This window comes from Dactylosporangium sp. CS-033363 (assembly GCF_050942475.1).
Classification (GTDB): Bacteria; Actinomycetota; Actinomycetes; order Mycobacteriales; family Micromonosporaceae; genus Dactylosporangium.
Map to the genome: position 1 here is coordinate 2,585,879 of NZ_CP192032.1, position 17,783 is coordinate 2,603,661.

The 17,783-nt window shown below is 71.8% G+C and carries 16 protein-coding genes; 10 read left to right on the plus strand and 6 right to left on the minus strand.

Annotated features, from left to right (window positions below):
- The first annotated feature begins 6 nt into the window (after positions 1 to 6).
- The 8 genes from ACQPZ4_RS11940 (at position 7) to ACQPZ4_RS11975 (ending at position 9,591) form a co-directional block, all read left to right on the plus strand.
- A complete protein-coding gene (locus tag ACQPZ4_RS11940; RefSeq protein ID WP_433066462.1) occupies positions 7 to 411 on the plus strand; it encodes a nuclear transport factor 2 family protein in 405 nt (134 codons plus the stop codon).
- Positions 408 to 1,274 (plus strand): acyl-CoA dehydrogenase family protein, encoded by an 867-nt coding sequence (locus ACQPZ4_RS11945; RefSeq protein ID WP_433059026.1) that lies wholly within the window; start codon positions 408 to 410, stop codon positions 1,272 to 1,274. The genes ACQPZ4_RS11940 and ACQPZ4_RS11945 overlap by 4 nt, the downstream gene beginning before the upstream one ends.
- A gap of 19 nt (positions 1,275 to 1,293) precedes the next feature.
- Positions 1,294 to 1,851: a VOC family protein gene (locus ACQPZ4_RS11950; RefSeq protein ID WP_433059029.1), complete on the plus strand. Its 558-nt coding sequence runs from the start codon at positions 1,294 to 1,296 to the stop codon at positions 1,849 to 1,851.
- Between the two features lie 85 nt (positions 1,852 to 1,936).
- Positions 1,937 to 3,154, plus strand: a complete 1,218-nt coding sequence (locus ACQPZ4_RS11955; RefSeq protein WP_433059031.1) for an ABC transporter substrate-binding protein — start codon at positions 1,937 to 1,939, stop codon at positions 3,152 to 3,154.
- A gap of 13 nt (positions 3,155 to 3,167) precedes the next feature.
- Complete coding sequence (locus tag ACQPZ4_RS11960) at positions 3,168 to 6,842, plus strand: ABC transporter permease subunit (RefSeq protein ID WP_433059033.1); 3,675 nt, start codon at positions 3,168 to 3,170, stop codon at positions 6,840 to 6,842.
- Positions 6,835 to 8,358 carry an AMP-binding protein gene (locus tag ACQPZ4_RS11965; RefSeq protein WP_433059036.1) on the plus strand — a complete coding sequence of 508 codons (1,524 nt, stop codon included), beginning with the start codon at positions 6,835 to 6,837 and terminating at the stop codon, positions 8,356 to 8,358. The genes ACQPZ4_RS11960 and ACQPZ4_RS11965 overlap by 8 nt, the downstream gene beginning before the upstream one ends.
- A 35-nt stretch (positions 8,359 to 8,393) precedes the next feature.
- The gene (locus ACQPZ4_RS11970; protein WP_433059038.1) at positions 8,394 to 9,248 is read left to right on the plus strand and encodes a phosphotransferase family protein; all 855 of its coding nucleotides are present in this window, start codon (positions 8,394 to 8,396) and stop codon (positions 9,246 to 9,248) included.
- 13 nt (positions 9,249 to 9,261) lie between these two features.
- Positions 9,262 to 9,591, plus strand: coding sequence for a DUF6285 domain-containing protein (locus ACQPZ4_RS11975; RefSeq protein WP_433059041.1), 330 nt, complete (start codon positions 9,262 to 9,264; stop codon positions 9,589 to 9,591).
- Here ACQPZ4_RS11975 and ACQPZ4_RS11980 read toward each other — a convergent pair.
- Positions 9,588 to 10,208 (minus strand): TetR/AcrR family transcriptional regulator, encoded by a 621-nt coding sequence (locus ACQPZ4_RS11980; RefSeq protein WP_433059044.1) that lies wholly within the window; start codon positions 10,206 to 10,208, stop codon positions 9,588 to 9,590. The genes ACQPZ4_RS11975 and ACQPZ4_RS11980 overlap by 4 nt on opposite strands.
- A 77-nt stretch (positions 10,209 to 10,285) precedes the next feature.
- Here ACQPZ4_RS11980 and ACQPZ4_RS11985 point away from each other — a divergent pair, with 77 nt between their 5' ends.
- Both ACQPZ4_RS11985 and ACQPZ4_RS11990 read left to right on the plus strand, forming a co-directional pair.
- Positions 10,286 to 11,269 carry an NAD(P)H-dependent flavin oxidoreductase gene (locus ACQPZ4_RS11985; RefSeq protein ID WP_433059047.1) on the plus strand — a complete coding sequence of 328 codons (984 nt, stop codon included), beginning with the start codon at positions 10,286 to 10,288 and terminating at the stop codon, positions 11,267 to 11,269.
- Positions 11,266 to 12,036: an enoyl-CoA hydratase-related protein gene (locus ACQPZ4_RS11990; RefSeq protein WP_433059049.1), complete on the plus strand. Its 771-nt coding sequence runs from the start codon at positions 11,266 to 11,268 to the stop codon at positions 12,034 to 12,036. Before ACQPZ4_RS11985 ends, ACQPZ4_RS11990 begins: the two co-directional genes overlap by 4 nt.
- 373 nt (positions 12,037 to 12,409) lie before the next feature.
- Here ACQPZ4_RS11990 and ACQPZ4_RS11995 read toward each other — a convergent pair whose 3' ends face one another.
- The 5 genes from ACQPZ4_RS11995 to ACQPZ4_RS12015 are packed head-to-tail and all read right to left on the minus strand — an operon-like array spanning position 12,410 to position 17,783.
- Entirely contained in the window at positions 12,410 to 13,615 is a 1,206-nt protein-coding gene (locus ACQPZ4_RS11995; RefSeq protein WP_433059052.1) for an acyl-CoA dehydrogenase family protein, read from the minus strand.
- Positions 13,616 to 13,620: 5 nt separating this feature from the next.
- Complete coding sequence (locus ACQPZ4_RS12000; RefSeq protein ID WP_433059055.1) at positions 13,621 to 14,643, minus strand: phosphotransferase family protein; 1,023 nt, start codon at positions 14,641 to 14,643, stop codon at positions 13,621 to 13,623.
- Positions 14,644 to 14,647: 4 nt separating this feature from the next.
- Positions 14,648 to 15,445, minus strand: a complete 798-nt coding sequence (locus ACQPZ4_RS12005; RefSeq protein ID WP_433059058.1) for a crotonase/enoyl-CoA hydratase family protein — start codon at positions 15,443 to 15,445, stop codon at positions 14,648 to 14,650.
- Positions 15,442 to 16,611: an acyl-CoA dehydrogenase family protein gene (locus tag ACQPZ4_RS12010; RefSeq protein ID WP_433066465.1), complete on the minus strand. Its 1,170-nt coding sequence runs from the start codon at positions 16,609 to 16,611 to the stop codon at positions 15,442 to 15,444. The genes ACQPZ4_RS12005 and ACQPZ4_RS12010 overlap by 4 nt, the downstream gene beginning before the upstream one ends.
- 5 nt (positions 16,612 to 16,616) lie before the next feature.
- A complete protein-coding gene (locus ACQPZ4_RS12015; RefSeq protein WP_433059061.1) occupies positions 16,617 to 17,783 on the minus strand; it encodes a thiolase family protein in 1,167 nt (388 codons plus the stop codon).

Consider the following 17,783-nt stretch of genomic DNA (forward strand, 5'->3'; position numbering starts at 1 on the left):
ATTGTGATGACGACGAGCGAATCTACGACCAGCCCGGCGGACGTCTCGCTCGCGCTGGCCGAGCGCCTGACCGCGGCCATCGACGCCAACGACCTCGACGCGCTGCGCAACGAGATCTACACCCCCGACGTGGTGGTCTGGCACAACGACGACCAGCACGAGCAGCACGTCGACCAGAACCTCAAGGTGCTCAACTGGCTGCACCGCAAGGTCGGCAACAAGCGCTACGAGGAGGTCGTGCGGCACGCCACGCCGACCGGCTACGTCGAGCAGCACGTCCTGCGCGGCACCGCCCCCAACGGCACGGAGCTCGACATCCACGCGTGCCTGGTGGTGACGGTGACCGGCGGGCGGATCTCGCGCATCGACGAGTACCTCGACAGCCAGGCCGCCGCCGCCCTGCGGCCATGAGCCCGCTCAGCGTGGCCGAGCGCGAGGCATGGCGCGCCTCGGTCGCCGCGGTCGTGCAGCGCGGCGCTTCCTGGGAGGCGCTGGCCGACCTGGGCGTCACCGAGACCGGGTTCGAGGACCTGGGCGTGGCGATCGAGGAGTGTGGCGCGGTTGCGGTGGCGACACCGTTGCTGGGCCACATGTTCGGCCTGCTGGCGCTGCGGGCGGCGCCGTTGCCCGGGAGATTGGCGCTGGTGCTGCCGGAGGGCTACGCGCTCGACGGCGGCGCGGCGGACTGGTTCGCGATCGTGGACGGCTCGCGCCTGTCCGTGGTGCCGGCCGATCGCGTCGCGCGGCGTCCACTGTCCACACTGGACCCGACCCGGGTCCTGTGGCGCGTCGAGTTCGACGAGTCCGCGGTGACACACGTCGGGGAGTGTGACGGGGAGCGGCTGCGCGCCGAGCTGGCCGCGCTGGTCGCCGCCGACTCCATCGGCGGCGCGCGGGCCGTGCTGCGCGACGCCGTGGCCTACGCACAGCAGCGGCTGCAGTTCGGCCGCCCGATCGGCTCGTTCCAGGCGGTCAAGCACCGGCTGGCCGACCTCTCCAGCCGGCTCGACGGCGCGGTGGCCAGCGTCGGCTACGCGCTGCGCCGGCTGGACCTCGACGCGCCGGACGCGAGCCTCGCGGCGTCCGTGGCCAAGCTCGCCGCCACGGAGGCGTACCTGGCGGCGGCCGAGGGCGCGATCCAGACGTACGGCGGCATCGGCTTCACCTGGGAGCACCCCGCGCACGTCTTTCTCAAGCGGGCCCACACCAACAGTCAGCTCGCCGGTGGTGCGGCGTCGCACCTGGAACTGGTCGCCGGCCGAGCCGGGATCTGAGCACTTCGAAGGGGAAACCATGGCCGACAGAGAGTTCGAGATCGGCGGGATCAACCATCTCGCGCTGGTCTGCAGCGACATGCGCCGCACGGTGGACTTCTACACCAACGTGCTGGGCATGCCGCTGATCAAGACGGTGGAGCTGCCGGACGGGATGGGGCAGCACTTCTTCTTCGACTGCGGCGGCGGCAACGCGCTCGCGTTCTTCTGGTTCCCCGGGGCGCCGGAGAAGGTGCCCGGCGTGACGCATCCCGGCGCCATGCCCGGCTTCGGCGACATCGCGAGCGCGGTCGCCTCGATGAACCACGTGGCCTTCCAGATTCCCGTCGACAAGTTCCACGAGTACCGCGAGCGCCTCAAGGCCAAGGGCGTGGAGGTCGGGCGGGTCCTGTTCCACGACGACAGCCCGTCGACCATCGCCACGCGCATGCACGACGGCGTGTACGTGGGCTCGCTGTACTTCTTCGACCCGGACGGCATCCTGCTCGAGTTCGCCGCCTGGACCCGCGCCTTCACGCCCGAGGACGTCCGCCATGAACCGGCCGCACCGGCCGCCCAGGCGACCGCCAAAGCGTGATCGAACCGCCGTTCCATTTTTCTGAAACTAATGTCAGTATCAGGCCCACACCCCACCCTTTTCCCTGGCCTTGATGGAGGCATCCATGAGGACGCTGCGGATCCGCCTGGCGGCGGCGCTGGTCTTACCGCTCGTCGCCTTGTCCGCCTGTAGCAACGACAAGAGCAAGTCGCCGGTGGCCAACCCGGGCGGCGGCGCGACCGCCGCCGGCAACCCGGTGAAGGTCATGCTCATCTACGACGAGACCGGTTCGGGCGCCGCCCCGGAGCTCGTCGACGGCGCGAACGCCGGCCTGGCGCAGGTGAACGCGAACGGCGGCGTCAACGGCCGGCCGATCGAGCTGACCGTGTGCAAGACCGGCAACGACCCGAACACCGCCGACAACTGCGCGCGGCAGGCCCAGAGCCTCGGCGTCTCGGCCGTGGTCGGCGAGCTGACCCTGCAGAAGGGGCACGAGAAGATCCTGCGGGAGGCGAAGATCCCGATCATCGGCGCCGTCACCTCCGGCACCGACCTGACCGAGGTCGCCCAGTTCCCGCTGGACGGCAGCACGCCGATCCAGACCGCGTCGCTGGCCAACGCCCTCGCCGCGCAGGGCTTCAAGAAGATCAGCATGGCCCGCATCCAGATCGACGGCGGCGGCGCGTTCAGCGGCTTCGCCAACCAGGGCCTCACGTCCAGCGGCCAGAAGATCCTCAACGACGTCCCGGTGCCGACCGGCGCCCCGGACATGGCGCCCTACGTGCAGGCGGTGCTGGCCAACGGTACCGATGCGATCCTGACCGTTCTTCCCGGCACCGACTCGACCGCCTTCATCAAGCAGCTCAAGAAGGACGCGCCGAACGTCGCCATCGGCATCATCGGCACCCAGAAGGAGAAGGTCGCCGACGCGCTCGGGGCTTCCTCCGACGGCCTGTACGAGGCGCTGGGCTACCTGCCGCCGTCGTACGAGAACGCGGCGACCAAGAGCTACGTCGCGGCCATGTCGAAGCAGGGCCTCACCGAGACGCGGGGCTTCCGGCTCAACGCCTACGCGGCGGTGCTCGCCTTCGCCGCGGCCGCCAAGAAGGTGCCGGACCCGACCAACACCGCCCTGTGGGACGCGCTGCCGACGATGAGCGGCATCGACATCGGCCTCACCCCGCCGATCCAGTGGACCAAGGGCAACGTGGGCGGCTATCCGCGCATCTTCACCTCCTGCGCCTTCATCGTGAAGTACACCGGCGGCAAGGAACTCCCGGTCTACGACACCTTCCGCGACGCCTACACCGGCCAGAACTGCCCGACGCCGGCCAAGGGCTGAGGATCGGCCCACCATGCTGACCGACGTGATCAGGTTCGCCGTGCTCGGACTCGGGGCCGGCGCGATCTATGGCTTGTCCGCCCTCGGGATCGTGCTCATCTACCGCGGCTCCGGCATCCTGAACTTCAGCCAGGGCGCGGTCGGCATGCTGGGCGCCTACGTGTTCTACCTCCAGCGCGAGGACGGCACCCCCGCGCCGGTGGCGGCACTGCTCGCCATCGGCGTGGGGCTGCTCATCGGGGCGCTGGTCCACCAGCTCGTCATGCGGCCGCTGCGGGACGCGCCACCGGTGTCGCGGCTCATCGCCACGCTCGGCGTCTTCGCGCTGCTGTTCGGGCTCGGGCAGTACCTCTTCGGCGTCGGACGGGCCCGCATCGTCCAGTCCATCCTGCCGGGCGGGTCGACCACCGTCCTGCCCGGCATCCGGATCGGCACGGACCGGCTCACCATCCTCGCGATCGGGGTCGCGCTGGCGGTTGTGCTGACCATCGTGTACCGCTCGACGCGCTTCGGCCTCGCCACCTCCGCGGTCGCCGAGAACGGCCGGGCCAGCTCGGCCCTCGGCATCTCCCCGGACACCATCGCGACCGTGAACTGGATGATCGGCTGCGCGCTGAGCGTCGTCTCGGCCGTGCTGATCGTCAGCATCGGCACGCTGCAGGTCGAGAACCTCGCGATGCTGATCGTGCCGGCCCTGGCCGCCGCACTGCTCGGCGGGTTCAAGTCCTTCCCGCTGACCATGGCCGGCGGGCTGCTGATCGGCATGCTGGAGTCCGAGGTAGCCTGGATCGGCACCCGCCAGCACGCCGACGGCTGGGGCCAGACGGTGCCCTTCATCGTCATCATCCTCGTGCTCGTCATCTCCGGCCGCTCGCTCCCGTTGCGCGGCGAGGCCATCCAGCGCCCGCCCCAGCTCGGCACCGGCATCGTGCGGCCCTGGGTGCTGCTCACCACCGGTGTCATAGCCCTGCTGCTCCTGTACTTCGTGTTCCCCCCGGCCCTGCTCGGCGCCACGGAGATCACGCTCGCCCTCGGCCTCGTCGTGCTGTCGCTGGTCGTCGTCACCGGCTACACCGGACAGCTCTCGCTCGCGCAGATGGCGCTGGCCGGCATGGGCGCCTGGATCGCGGCCCGGCTCGTGGCCGACCACGGCGTGCCGTTCTGGCTGGCGCTGCTGGCCGGCGTCGTGGGCGCGGTGCCGGTCGGCATCATCGTCGGCCTGCCCGCCCTGCGCACCCGAGGGATGAACCTGGCCGTCGTGACGCTCTGCCTCGCGGTGGTGCTGGAGCACCAGATCTTCTCCTCGACCGAGCGCACCGGCGGCTTCACCGGCATCAACGTCGGCTCGCCGAAGATCTTCGGCGTCGACATGGACACCTACTTCTGGCCCAGCCGCTACGCGATCTTCTGCCTGGTGCTGTTCATCCTGGCCGCGCTGATGGTGGCGAACCTGCGCCGCGGCCGGGCCGGGCGCCGCCTGGTGGCCGTCCGCTCCAACGAGCGGGCCGCGGCCAGCCTCGGCATCAGCGTGACCCGGGCCAAGATCTTCGCGTTCGGCATCTCGGCCGGCCTGGCCGCGGCGGGCGGCGTGCTGCTGTCGTTCCGGCAGCCGAACGTGACCTTCGTGCCGACGTACACCGCGTTCCAGTCCATCTTCGCCGTCGTGTTCTCCATCATCGGCGGCATCGGCTACCTCGTCGGCGCGGTCATCGGCGCCATGTACGCCCCGGCCGGCCTGCTGTCCGGGGTCATCTCGCAGCTGTTCCCGGGCACCGCGTTCGCCCAGTTCATCTCCCGCAACGAGGTCGGCCAGATGATCCTCGGCCTGACCCTGCTGCTGGTACTGCCACAGCTGCCCAACGGCCTCGCCACGCAACGCCTCCCGGGGTGGCTGATCCCCAAGTGGTTCCGCACGCGCGGCCGCCGCCGGCCCGTGGCGGCGCTGCCGGACCCGACCGAGTTCAGCGTCACCGAGCGCACGGTGGACGTCCGCGGGCTGACGGTGCGCTTCGGCGGCGTGACGGCGCTGGACGACGTCGCGCTGGAGCTGGTGCCGGGGCAGGTGCACGGGCTCATCGGGCCGAACGGGGCCGGCAAGACGACCCTGATCGACGCGCTGACCGGGTTCGTGGAGAGCCCCGGCGCGGCGATGACCCTCGACGGGCAGGACATCGGCCGCTGGCCGGCCCAGCGCCGCGCCGCCGCGGGGATCAGCCGGTCGTTCCAGAGCCTCGAACTGTTCGAGACGATGACGGTACGGGAGAACCTCCTCGCCGCCAGCGATCGGCGGGACTGGCTGGCGTTCCTGGCCAACCTCGTGCACCCGGGCCGGGACCGGTACTCGCCCGCGGCGCTCGCCGCCATCCGCGAGTTCCACCTGGAGGATGACCTCGAGCGCAAGCCGGACGAGCTGCCGTATGGTCGCCGCCGCTTGCTCGCTATCGCCCGGTCCGTTGCCACCGGTGCGTCGGTGCTGCTGCTGGACGAGCCGGCCGCTGGGCTGGATGACACCGAGACCGCCGAGCTCGGGCACCTGATCCGGCGGCTGGCTACCGAGCTGCGGATGGCGGTGCTGCTGGTCGAGCACAACGTGTCGGTCGTACTGGACGTGAGCGACCGGGTGTCGGTGCTCAACTTCGGCAAGCTGATCGCCAGCGGGACGCCGGCCGAGATCCGCTCCGATCCGGCCGTCATCACCGCCTACCTGGGCGACGCCGTGAAGGCCGGTCCGGTCGAGCGCGCTGTGGGCGGTTCCGAGCCGGCTGTTGTCGCCGCCTCTCTCGGCGACGGTGCGAACTCCGGTCCGGTCGAGCGTTCATCGGGCGGTTCCGAGCCGGCTGTTGTCGCCGCCTCTCTCGGCGACGGTGCGAACTCCGGTCTGGTCGAGCGTTCATCGGGCGGTTCCGAGCCGGCTGTTGTCGCCGCCTCCCTTGGCGACGGTGCGAAGGGCGGTCCGGTTGAGGTGGTGGAGCGTTCGCCGGCCGCTGTGGAGGGTGAGCCGCTCATCGAGGCGCGTGGGCTCAGCGCGGGGTACGGGGATCTGGCCGCGCTGCGGGACCTCGACCTCGTGGTGCGGCCCGGCGAGATCGTGGCGCTGCTCGGGCCGAACGGCGCCGGGAAGACCACGACGCTGCTGACCCTGGCCGGGGAGCTGAAGCCGCTCGCCGGATCGGTGCAGTGGCGCGGGAAGCCGGCCTCGGCGCGGCTGCACCGGCGGGCCCGGGAAGGGATGGCCTTCGTACCCGAGGAGCGCTCGGTCTTCATGCAGCTCAGCACGGCCGAGAACCTGCGCCTCGGCCGCGGCTCGCGCCAGCTCGCGCTCGACACGTTCCCGGAACTGGCCCCGCTGCTCGACCGGCGGGCCGGCCTGCTCTCCGGCGGCGAGCAGCAGATCCTGACCCTGGCCCGGGCGCTCGCCGGGCGGCCCGCGCTGCTGCTGGCCGACGAGCTCTCGCTCGGCCTGGCCCCGCTGGTGGTCGACCGGCTGCTGCGGGCCATCCGGCAGGCGGCCGACGACGGGCTCGGCGTGCTGCTCGTCGAACAGCAGGCGGCGCGGGCTTTGGAGGTGGCCGACCGGGCGTACGTGCTGCGCCGCGGCCGCGTCATCACCGAGGGCAGCTCGGCCGAGCTGGCCCGGGACTGGTCGAAGCTGGAGCGCAGCTACCTGAGCGAGGTGGGCAGTGCGTGAGGCGACGCTGGACCCGGCGCGGGTGCTGCCGGGCCTGCTGCGGCGGCGGGCGGTGGAGCTGGCCGACCGGGACTTCCTGATCGACGTGGAGCGGGGGCGGTACACCTATGGCGCCTTTCAGCGGCGGGTCGAGGAGTTCGCCGGGCTGCTGAAGGACAACGGCGTCGGACCGGGGGACCGGGTCGCGGTGCTGCTGCCGACGAGCGTCGACGAGCAGGCGCTGTGGATCGCGTGCGGGTGGCGGGGCGCGGTGCAGGTGCCGATCAACCCGGCGTACCGCGGCGAGATGCTCCGGCACGTGCTGCACGACTCCGGGCCGCGGCTGATCGTCACGGTCGCCGATCGCGCGGAGGAGCTGGGGCGGGCCGCTCCTCCCGGCACCGCGGTCTTCACGCTGGATATTGGGCAGCCGCTCGAGTTCGACCCGGCGGTACTGTCCGATGTGGACGATCCGAAGCCGTGGGACCTGGCGGCGATCATCTACACCTCTGGTACGACCGGGCCGTCCAAGGGCGTGCTGACGCCGTGGGGGCAGCTGCTCACCGGGATCGAGGCGTTCGACGACATCGGCGCGGGCGACGTGCTGTACGCGCCGTTCGCCGCGTTCCACCTCGGCGGCAAGGTGCCGCTGCAGATCGTCGCGCACTGGGGCGGCACGTTCGTGTTCCGGGACGGCTTCAAGACTGACCGCTTCTGGCCGGACGTGCGCGCCCATGGGTGTACCCGGGCCTGGGCCTTCTACGCGATGGCGAACTTCCTGTGGCGGCAGCCGGCCCGTCCGGACGACCTGGACAACCCGCTGAAGAGCATCACCGGCGGACCGCTGCTGCCCGACTACGCCGCCTTCGAGCAGCGCTTCGGGCTGCGGATGCGCACGAACTACGGGATGACCGAGGCCGGCTGGCCGATCGCGACCGGCGACCTCGTCGTCGACCACCGCAGCTGCGGCCGGGCCCGCGACGGCCTGGAGCTGCGCATCGTCGACGACTTCGACGCCGAGGTGCCGGACGGCCAGATCGGCGAGCTGATCGTGCGCGCCGAGCGACCGTGGACGATGAACGTCGGCTACCTCGGCCGGCCCGCGGACACCGCGCGGGCGTGGCGCAACGGGTGGTACCACACCGGCGACGCCTTCCGCCGCGACGCCGACGGCAACTACTTCTTCGTCGACCGGGCCAAGGACGCGGTCCGGCGGCGCTCCGAGAACATCTCCTCGTTCGAGGTCGAGTCCATGGTCACCGCCCACCCGGACGTCCTGGAATGCGCCGCGATCGGCGTGCCGTCCGACGACGGCGAGGAGGAGATCAAGATCTGCGTCGTGCCGATGCCGGACACCAAGCTGGAGGCCGCGGTGCTCGCCGAGTTCCTCGTGTCCACGATGCCGAGATTCATGGTTCCGCGGTACATCGAGTTCCTCGCCGAACTGCCCAAGACCCCGACCAGCAAGGTGCGCAAGGTGGAGCTCAAACGCGACCCGTTCACGGCGGGCACGTGGGACCGGGTGGCCGCCCGATGAACGCGGACTCCCTTGCTGTGTTGCTCGATGCTCCCGTGACCGGGCTGGAGCGGCTGACCGGCGGCTCCTCGCGGGAGGTCTGGGCCTTTGAGTCCGCCGGGCGCAAGCTGATCCTGCTGACCGATCCGCCGGGGGAGCAGCGCGGTTCGGGCGCCGAGTTCGAGGCGAGCGTGCTACGGGCCGCCCGTGCGGCCGGGGTCGCGGCGCCCGAGGCGGTCGCGGTGGTGCCCGGCGGGCTGGTGCTGGAACGCCTCGAAGGCGAGACGGTACCGCGCCGGATCCTCGATGGTTCGGTGGACGGGGCGAAGCTCGCCCGGCAGTGTGGCGAGGCGCTCGGGCGGCTGCACACCGTCGATCCCGGCGTCATTCCTGGGTTGCCCGATGAGGACCGGCTGGTGGAGTACCGGGCGACGCTCGACCGGCTCGACCCCGACCGCCCCGTGCTCGAGCTGGCCTATGCGTGGTTGATGGAGCGTCAGCCGGTACACCGGCGGACGACTGTGACGCACGGGGACTTCCGGCTCGGCAACTTCGTGGTCGACGCCAATGGGCTCGTCGGCGTTCTCGACTGGGAGTCGGCCCACCGCGGCGATCCGCTCGAGGACCTCGGCTGGATCGCGGTGCGCAGCTGGCGCTTCCGCGGGCCGGGCGTGATCGGCGGGTTCGGGGATGTCGAGGACTTCCTCGGCGGGTACCGGGCCGCGTCGGGCGCGGACGTCTCCGACGCCGACTTCGCGTGGGCGGTCGTGCTCGGCACCTGGATCTGGGCCGTCGGCTGCCTGCAGCAGGCGGACCGGCACCGGTCCGGCACGACCCGCTCGATCGACCTGGCGCTCGTCGGGCGGCGGGTGGTCGAGGTCGAGTACGACCTGCTCGGGCTGCTGCAATGACTTTGGAGCGCAGATGACATCGCACGCTGCCGTGCCAAGCCACGACGAGCTGCTGGAGGCCGTCGTGGAGACGCTGCGGGACGAGCTCGCGCCGTCCGTCAGTGGCCGCGGGCGGTACCTGCTGAAGGCCTGTGTCGCCGCGCTCGAGACGGTGCGGCGCGACCTGGCCGCCGGGCCCGAGCGGCGGGAGGTCGACGCGGCCGTATTCGCCGAGCTGGGTGTGGCCGGCGAGCGGGACCTGGTCGCCGAGATCAGGGCCGGCCTCGACCCCGAGCGGTTCGCCGAGGTGGTCGCGGCGCTGGGCCGGCGCACCGAGGTCGAGCTGCGCGTGCTGGGCCGCTAGTCATGCTCCTCGGGACGCCAGTAGATGGCGTGGTACCAGATGCTGGCCAGCGAGTCGATGGCCGCCTCCTCGTCGACGCGGGAGTTGCCGTCGTCGCCGCCCTGGGCCAGCCACACGTAGCAGGAGAGCTCGAGCATCGACGACAGCGCGGACGAGGTCATCCGCACGTCGATGCCGGGGCAGTACCCCTCCTTCTGGGCCCGCTCGACGCCCGAGACGATGAAGTCGATGGCCGACTGCCGGATCTCCCGCCAGCTCTCCAGGAACGCCGGGTCCGCCATCGACGCCTGGAACACGCCGCTGAGCGCGCCGAGCCGGTCGCGGTACGTCTCCCAGAAGATCGTGATGGCGGTCCGGATCGCCTCCTGGGGCGGGCGGCCCTTCTGGTACGGCACCGAGATCTGCGCCCGGGTGTCCTCGTGGAACGCCTGGGCGAGCGCGGCCAGCACGTCGGCCTTGTCGGTGAAGTAGTTGTAGAAGCTCGCGGGCGACCGACCGGCCGTGCGGGCGATGTCCTCGACCTTGGTCGAGAGGTACCCGCGGGTCGCGAACTCCTTGCGGGCCGCCTCGAGAAACGCGGCCGCCGTGCGCGCTCCCTTGGAGTACTGGCGTGGCATCGGTCCTGCTTTCCTGCCGGGCTCTCGCGATAACTAAAAGTGATATTAACATCAATTTTTGCACAGGAGACGCCGGCATGATCGAGACGCGCTTCACCCGTGAGTTCAACGTCCAGCACCCCATCGTGCAGGGCGGAATGCAATGGGTCGGCCGGGCCGAATTGGTGGCCCCGGTGGCCGACGCCGGCGCGCTGGGGTTCCTGACCGCGCTCACCCAGCCGACGCCCGAGGCGCTGGTCAAGGAGATCGCCCGCTGCCGTGAGATGACGGACCGTGAGTTCGGCGTCAACCTCACCATCCTGCCGGCCATCACGCCACCCCCGTACGCGGAGTACCGAGCGGCGATCATCGAGTCCGGCATCCGCACGGTGGAGACCGCGGGTTTCAGCCCGGCCGACCACATGCCGGCCTTCAAGGCCGCCGGCATCAAGGTGATCCACAAGTGCACGAGCGTCCGGCACGCCCTGAAGGCCGAGTCGCTGGGCGTGGACGCGGTGAGCATCGACGGCTTCGAGTGCGCCGGCCACCCGGGCGAGGACGACGTCCCCGGCCTCATCCTGATCGCCGCGGCCGCGAGCCGCATTTCGGTGCCGATCATCGCCTCGGGCGGCATCGCGGACGCCCGCGGCCTGGTCGCCGCCCTGGCCCTGGGCGCCGACGCGGTGAACATGGGCACCCGCTTCATGTGCACGGTGGAGGCCCCGGTCCACGAAAAGGTCAAGCAGCGCATCGTGGACTCGACCGAGCTCGACACGACCCTGATCTTCCGCACCCTGCGCAACACCTCGCGGGTGGCGGTCAACACCATCAGCAACGAGGTCGTCGAAATCCTCCGCGCCGGCGGCGAGTTCGCCGACGTCCGCGACCTGGTGGCGGGCGTCCGCGGCCGCGAGGTCTACGAAACGGGCGACCTGGAGCGCGGCCTCTGGACCGTCGGGCAGTCGCAGGCCCTGATCGAGGACATCCCGACGGTGGCCGAACTGGTCCACCGCATGGTCGCCGAGGCCCAGGAGATCATCACCGCGCGGCTGACCCCCTTCGTCACGGCGACAACCCGATGACCGTGCGGATCGCGGTCGACGGCCCGGTCGCGACGGTCACCCTGAACCGGCCCGACCGGCTCAACGCCCTCGACCTCGGGGGCATGCGGCTGCTCGCGAGCCGGCTGCGGGAGGTGGCCGGCACGCCCGGGGTGCGCTGCGTCGTGCTGACGGGGGAGGGGCGGGCGTTCTGCGCCGGGGCCGACGTCTCCCCGGCGGGCGCGGCCGGCGGCGGTGAAGACGGCCGGGCGATCGTCGCGGCGGCCAACGACGTCGTGCTGGCCGTGGTCCGGGCCGACATCCCGGTCATCGCCGCGGTGAACGGGCCGACGGTCGGCGTCGGGGTCTCGTTCGCGGTGGCCTGCGATGCGGTGGTGGCCGCCGATACGAGCTGGTTCCAGGTGCCGTTCGTGAGGATCGGCCTGACGCCCGACGGGGGCGCGACCCATCTGCTCCCGGCGGCGATCGGGCGGGTGCGCGCCGCACGGATGGCCTTGTTCGCCGAGCGGGTTCCGGCCGCGGCGGCACTCGAGTGGGGTCTGGTCTCCGACGTCGTTCCGGCCGGGGAACTCCTGGAGATCGCCCACGCCCTGGCCGCGGGGACCGCCGGTGCGTCGCGGGAGGCGTTGCGACGCACCAAGCTCGCCCTGCGCCGGGCCGATGCCGAAGCCCTGGAGTCCGCGATGCAGCACGAGCTCGACGACCAGGGCGAGCTGCTCGACGGCCCCGACTACGCCGAGGGCCTGGCCGCCCTGCGCGAACGGCGCGCCCCGGTTTACCCCGCGTAGGACGGCACCGCGTACACCCGGTCTACTTCGCACAGAGCCGGCCGACGTACACCCGGTCTACTTTTCGCAGGGCGGTGCGATGTGCACCAGGTCTACTTTTCGTGGGGCGGTGCGCTGTGCACCGGGTCTACTTTTCGTGGGGCGGTGCGCTGTGCACCGGGTCTACTTTTCGTGGGGCGGTGCGCTGTGCACCGGGTCTACTTTTCGTGGGGCGGTGCGCTGTGCACCGGGTCTACCTTGCGTGGGACGGCACCGCGTGCACCCGGTTGACTTTTGCGTCGGGGGGCTCGATGTGCACCAGGTCTACTTTTCGTGGGGCGGTGCGCTGTCCACCAGGTCTACTTTTCGTGGGGCGGCGCGGTGTGCGGCCGGTCTAACCGGCGTAGGGGCGCTCGCGGCGGAGTTCCTCGCGGGCGATCGTCCGGCGGTGCACCGCGTCCGGGCCGTCGACGATGCGGAGGACGCGGGCCCAGGCGTAGAAGTACGCGAGTGGGGTGTCATCCCCGACCCCGGCGGCGCCGAAGACCTCGATGGCGCGGTCGATCACCGCGGTGGCCATGGCCGGCGCGGCAACCTTGATGGCGGCGATCTCCGTGCGCGCGCCCTTGGCGCCGTGCCGATCGATCAGCCACGCCGTCTTCTGCACCAGCAGCCGGGCCTGGTCGATGTCGATGCGCGACTGGGCGATCAGCTCGCGGACCACGCCCTGCTCGGCGAGCGGCTGGCCGAACGCCACCCGGGACTTCGCGCGGGCGACCATCAGGGCCAACGCCCGCTCCGCCATGCCCACCGCGCGCATCGCGTGGTGGATGCGGCCCGGGCCGAGGCGGGCCTGGGCGATCGCGAAACCGTCGCCCTCGCCGCCCAGCAGATGAGAGCTGGGCACGCGGACGTCGTGGAAGACCAGCTCCGAGTGGCCGTGCTGGTCCTGGTAGCCGAAGATCGGCAGGTGCCGGACGATCTCCAGGCCCGGAGTGTCGCGGGGGACCAGGATCATCGTCTGCTGGCGGTACGTCTCCGCGGACGGGTCGGACTTGCCCATCACGATGAAGATCTGGCAGCGCTCGTCGGCCACGCCGGTGATCCACCACTTGCGGCCGTTGATGACGTAGTCGTCGCCGTCGCGGAGGATGGTGGTCTGGATGTTGGTGGCGTCGGAGGAGGCGACCTCCGGCTCGGTCATGGCGTAGGCCGAGCGGATCGTGCCGGCCATGAGCGGTTCCAGCCAGCGCGCCTTCTGCTCGGCCGTGGCGAAGAGGTGCAGGGTCTCCATGTTGCCGGTGTCCGGGGCCTGGCAGTTGATCGCCTCCGGGGCGATGACCGGCGACCAGCCCGACACCTCGGCGACCGAGGCGTACTCCAGGTTCGACAGGCCCGACAGCTCCGGCAGGAACAGGTTCCACAGGCCGCGCCGGCGGGCGGAGGACTTCAGGTCGTCCATCACCGGCGGGTACGCGTGCGCGCCGTGCTCGGCGAGGTGGGCGGACCACACCGGCTCGGCCGGGAAGACCTCCTCCCGCATGAAGTCCCACATCCGCGCGACGGTCTCCTCCGCCTTGGGCGAGAGCGCGAAGTCCACGTGTGTCAGCCTTTCCGGTCGAGTACGGCCAAACCCTCGGCGGCGATCCGCCGGACCTCGTCATCCAGGTCGCCGAACGACTGCCCGGCCATCGCGCCGGCCGCCGCCCGCGCCGCCACCCCCTGGGCGATGACGGCGAACTTCAAGTGTGCGAACGCCTCGTAGAACGCGAGCTCCGCCAAGTCCGCCCCGGTCCGCTGCGCGTAGCGCTCGGCCAGGTGGGCGCGGGCCGGGAACCCCGCACCGCGCGTGATGGCCGGCGTGAGCAGCGGCTTCGGCTCCCCGGGCTCCCGCCAGTAGAACAGCAGCAGGCCCAGGTCCGCCAGCGGATCGCCCAGGGTGGACAGCTCCCAGTCCAGCACCGCCCGGACCCGCGCCGGGTCGGCGCGGTCGAGCAGGCAGTTGTCGAGCCGGTAGTCGCCGTGCACGATCGCGGACCGCCCGCCGATCGGGACCGCGTCCACCAGGCGGGCGCCGAGCTCGTCCAGCTCGTCCAGCTCGTGGGTCTTCGAGGCGTCCCACTGGCCGCGCCAGCGGCGCAGCTGCCGCGCCATGAACCCGGCCGGGCGCCCGTAGTCGCCCAACCCGACGGCGTCCGGCTCCAGGCGGTGCAGTTCGGCCAGGACGTCGATCAGCGCGTCGGCCATCGCGACCCGGTCGGCCGGCTCAGCGGCGTAGCCCGGCGGCAGCTCGTCGCGGACCACGTGCCCGTCGACCTTCTCCATCACGTAGCACGGCACGCCGAGCAGGTCGCCGGAGTCCTCCAGCAGCACCCTGGGCACCGGCACGGGGGTACCGGAAAGGGCCCGCTGCACCCGCGCCTCCCGCCCCATGTCGTGCGCGCTGGGCAGGAGCGCGCCGGTCGGCGGCCGGCGCAGCACCACCGAGCCGGCCGCAGACGAGAGATCGAAGGTCAGATTGGACTTCCCGCCCGCGATCAGCGTGACGTCAAAAGTACGCCAGCCGTCGTCGCCGAGCGCCGCGGCCAGCGCCGGCCCGAGCACCGAGGGGCGCACCAGCTCCCGCACGGGGCTACCGGCCTTCCCAGACCGGCGCCCGCTTCTCGGCGAACGCGGTCGGCCCCTCCTTGGCGTCCCGGCTGCCGAACACGATGCCGGTCGCCTCCTGGTTGACCGCCCACGGCTCCAGCCGCGACCAGTCCGGATCCCAGTCCGAGTCCGACGCGGCCGCCTGATACATGACCCGTTTCGTGTACTGCACCGACAGCGGAGCATTCGCCGCCACCCGCGAGGCCAGCTCCAGCGCCTCCGCAAGCGCCGCGCCAGGCCGGGCGACCACGTTCACCAGCCCCCACTCCGCCGCCTCCTGCACGTCGATGGCGTCCCCGGTGAGCGCCATCTGCAGCGCGCGCTTGATCGGGATCTGCCGCTGCAGCCGCACCACCCCGCCCGCGGCCGCGATCAGGCCCCGCTTGACCTCCGGCAGCCCGAGCCGGGCGTCCTCGGCCGCGACGACCAGGTCGCAGGCGAGCGCGATCTCGGTGCCGCCGCCCATCGCGAACCCGTTCACCGCGGCGATCAGCGGCTTGTCGATCCAGTGCCGGACCAGCCCCGCGAAGCCCCACTCCGGGTGCTCCGGCGCGGCCACCGAGCGCCCGGCGGCCAGCTCCTTGAGGTCCGCGCCGGCGCAGAAGGCCCGCCCGTTGCCGGTGATGACCACGACCCGCACCTCGGGGTCGGCCGCCGCCCGTTCGAGCGCCTCGCCGGCGCCCGTGGAGAGCTCGGCGTTGACGGCGTTCAGGGCCTCCGGCCGGTTCAGCCGGATCACGGCGATGTGTCCGGTCTGCTCATAGAGCACGGGAGTGGTCATCGGCTCTCCAACACGTCGCGGGCGATGATGTGTTTCATGATTTCCGTGGTACCGCCGTAGATGGTGGTGACGCGCGTGTCGGCGTACGCGCGGGCGATCGGGTACTCGAGCATGTACCCGTACCCGCCGAACAGCTGGACACACCGGTCGACGAGCCGCTTGTGCATCTCCGTCGCCCACCACTTCGCCTTGGCCGCGTCCACCGCGTTCAGCTCGCCGCGGTTGAAGCGCAGCACGGCGTCGTCGACGTACGCCTGCGACACCTCCAGCTCGGTGAGCATCTCGGCGATCGCGAACCGGGTGTTCTGGAACCCGGCGACGGCCTGGCCGAACGCGCGCCGCTCGGTGACGTACCCGAGGGTCCAGGCCAGCGCCGCCCGCGCACCGGCGCACGCGGCGACGGCGATGCCCAGCCGCTCCAGCGGCAGGTGACTCATCAGGTATGACAGCCCGCGGCCGACCTCGCCGAGCACGTTGCCGGCGGGGACGATCGCGTCGTCGAAGTACAACTCGGCCGTGTCCTGGCTCTTGAGGCCGACCTTGGCCAGCTTGCGGCCGCGCTCGAAGCCCGGCATCCCCCGCTCGGCGACCAGCAGGCTGAACGCGCGGCTCCCGGCGGCCGGGTCGGGGTCGGTGCGGGCCACCACGATCACGAGGTCGCTCAGGATCCCGTTGCTGATGAACGTCTTGGCCCCGTTGAGCACCCAGTGGTCGCCGTCGAGCCGGGCCGTGGTCGTGATGCCCTGCAGGTCCGAGCCGGTGCCGGGCTCGGTCATGGCGATCGCGCCGATCTTCTCGCCGGAGCACAGGCCCGGCAGCCACCGCGCGGCCTGTTCCGGGGTGGCCAGGTCGAAGAAGTAGGGCAGCACGATGTCGGCGTGCACGGCGAAGCCCGAGGCCAGGGACGTGGCGCCGACCCGGGCGAACTCCTCCATCATCGCGCAGCGGAAGCCGAAGTCGCGCAGGGCTCCGCCGCCGCCGTGCTCCTCGGGGGCGTTGATGCCGAGCAGCCCCTGCCGCCCGGCCTCCACCCACGGCTCCCGTGGGATGACGCCGGCCTCATCCCACGGTTCGACGTTCGCGGTGACGTTTCGAGCGAGGTACTCGGCCACGCTGGCCCGGAACGCCTCCTGGTCGGCGGAGAAGAACGGGCGCCGGGCCCACATATCCTTCACAGGCGCTCGATGACGGTGGCGTTGGCCATGCCGCCGCCCTCGCACATGGTCTGCAGCCCGTACCGGCCGCCGGTGGCCTCGAGGTGGTTGAGCATCGTGGCCATGAGCCGGATGCCGGAGGCGCCGAGCGGGTGGCCCAGCGCGATGGCGCCGCCCCGCGGGTTGAGCTTCTCGAGGTCGCCGCCGATCTCGGCCAGCCACGCCAGGGGTACCGGCGCGAAGGCCTCGTTGACCTCGTAGGCGTCGATCGCGTCGATGGCAAGTCCGGCCCGCGCCAGGACCTGCTGGGTGGCCGGGATCGGCGCGGTCAGCATGAGCATCGGGTCGTCGCCGGCCACCGCGAACGCGTGGAAGCGGGCCCGCGGGCGCAGGCCGAGCCGCTCGGCCACGTCCTCGCCCATGATCAGTGCGGCCGAGGCGCCGTCGGTCAGCGGCGAGGAGTTGCCCGCGGTGATCCGCCAGTCCAGGTCCGGGAACCGCTCGCGCATCTCGGGCGCGTCGAACGCGGACCGCAGCCCGGCCAGGCTCTCCGCGGTCGTGGCGGGGCGGATCGTCTCATCCGCGGCGAACTCGCCGACGGCCACGATCTCCCGGTCGAACCCGCCGGTCGAGGCGGTCTGGGCGGCCAGGCGGTGCGACCGCGCCGAGTACTCGTCCAGCCGCTCCCGCGACAGCCCCCACTTCTGCGCGATCAGCTCGGCCGAGATGCCCTGGCCGACCAGCCCCTCGGGGTACCGCCGCCGCACCAACGGCCCCTGCGCGTCCTCACCCATCGTGGAGACGCCCATCGGCACGCGGCTCATCGACTCCACGCCGCCGGCGACGACGATGTCGTAGGCGCCCGCCATCACGCCCTGCGCGGCGAAGTGCAGCGCCTGCTGGCTGGAGCCGCACTGCCGGTCGATGCTCGTGGCGGGCACCGACTCGGGCCAGCCCGCGGCCAGCACGCCGTGCCGGCCGATGTTCAGCGCCTGCTGCCCGGCCTGGCCGACGCAGCCGGTGATGACGTCCTCGACCCGCGCCGGGTCCAGGTCGTTGCGCTCCGCGAGGGCGCGCAGGACGGTGGCGTACAGGTCGACCGGGTGCACGCCGGAGAGGGAACCGCCCGGCTTGCCCTTGCCCGAGGCGGTCCGGACGATATCGACGATGACGGCTTGACGCAT

What these genes read in the sequence shown, in the direction of transcription:
- ACQPZ4_RS12015 (WP_433059061.1), bottom strand. Translation starts at nt 17,783, where the DNA reads ATGCGTCAAGCCGTCATCGTCGATATCGTCCGGACCGCCTCGGGCAAG.
- ACQPZ4_RS11950 (WP_433059029.1), top strand. Translation starts at nt 1,294, where the DNA reads ATGGCCGACAGAGAGTTCGAGATCGGCGGGATCAACCATCTCGCGCTG.
- ACQPZ4_RS11960 (WP_433059033.1), top strand. Translation starts at nt 3,168, where the DNA reads ATGCTGACCGACGTGATCAGGTTCGCCGTGCTCGGACTCGGGGCCGGC.
- ACQPZ4_RS12005 (WP_433059058.1), bottom strand. Translation starts at nt 15,445, where the DNA reads ATGACCACTCCCGTGCTCTATGAGCAGACCGGACACATCGCCGTGATC.
- ACQPZ4_RS11975 (WP_433059041.1), top strand. Translation starts at nt 9,262, where the DNA reads ATGACATCGCACGCTGCCGTGCCAAGCCACGACGAGCTGCTGGAGGCC.
- ACQPZ4_RS11955 (WP_433059031.1), top strand. Translation starts at nt 1,937, where the DNA reads ATGAGGACGCTGCGGATCCGCCTGGCGGCGGCGCTGGTCTTACCGCTC.
- ACQPZ4_RS11990 (WP_433059049.1), top strand. Translation starts at nt 11,266, where the DNA reads ATGACCGTGCGGATCGCGGTCGACGGCCCGGTCGCGACGGTCACCCTG.
- ACQPZ4_RS11945 (WP_433059026.1), top strand. Translation starts at nt 408, where the DNA reads ATGAGCCCGCTCAGCGTGGCCGAGCGCGAGGCATGGCGCGCCTCGGTC.
- ACQPZ4_RS11940 (WP_433066462.1), top strand. Translation starts at nt 7, where the DNA reads ATGACGACGAGCGAATCTACGACCAGCCCGGCGGACGTCTCGCTCGCG.
- ACQPZ4_RS11980 (WP_433059044.1), bottom strand. Translation starts at nt 10,208, where the DNA reads ATGCCACGCCAGTACTCCAAGGGAGCGCGCACGGCGGCCGCGTTTCTC.
- ACQPZ4_RS11985 (WP_433059047.1), top strand. Translation starts at nt 10,286, where the DNA reads ATGATCGAGACGCGCTTCACCCGTGAGTTCAACGTCCAGCACCCCATC.
- ACQPZ4_RS12010 (WP_433066465.1), bottom strand. Translation starts at nt 16,611, where the DNA reads ATGTGGGCCCGGCGCCCGTTCTTCTCCGCCGACCAGGAGGCGTTCCGG.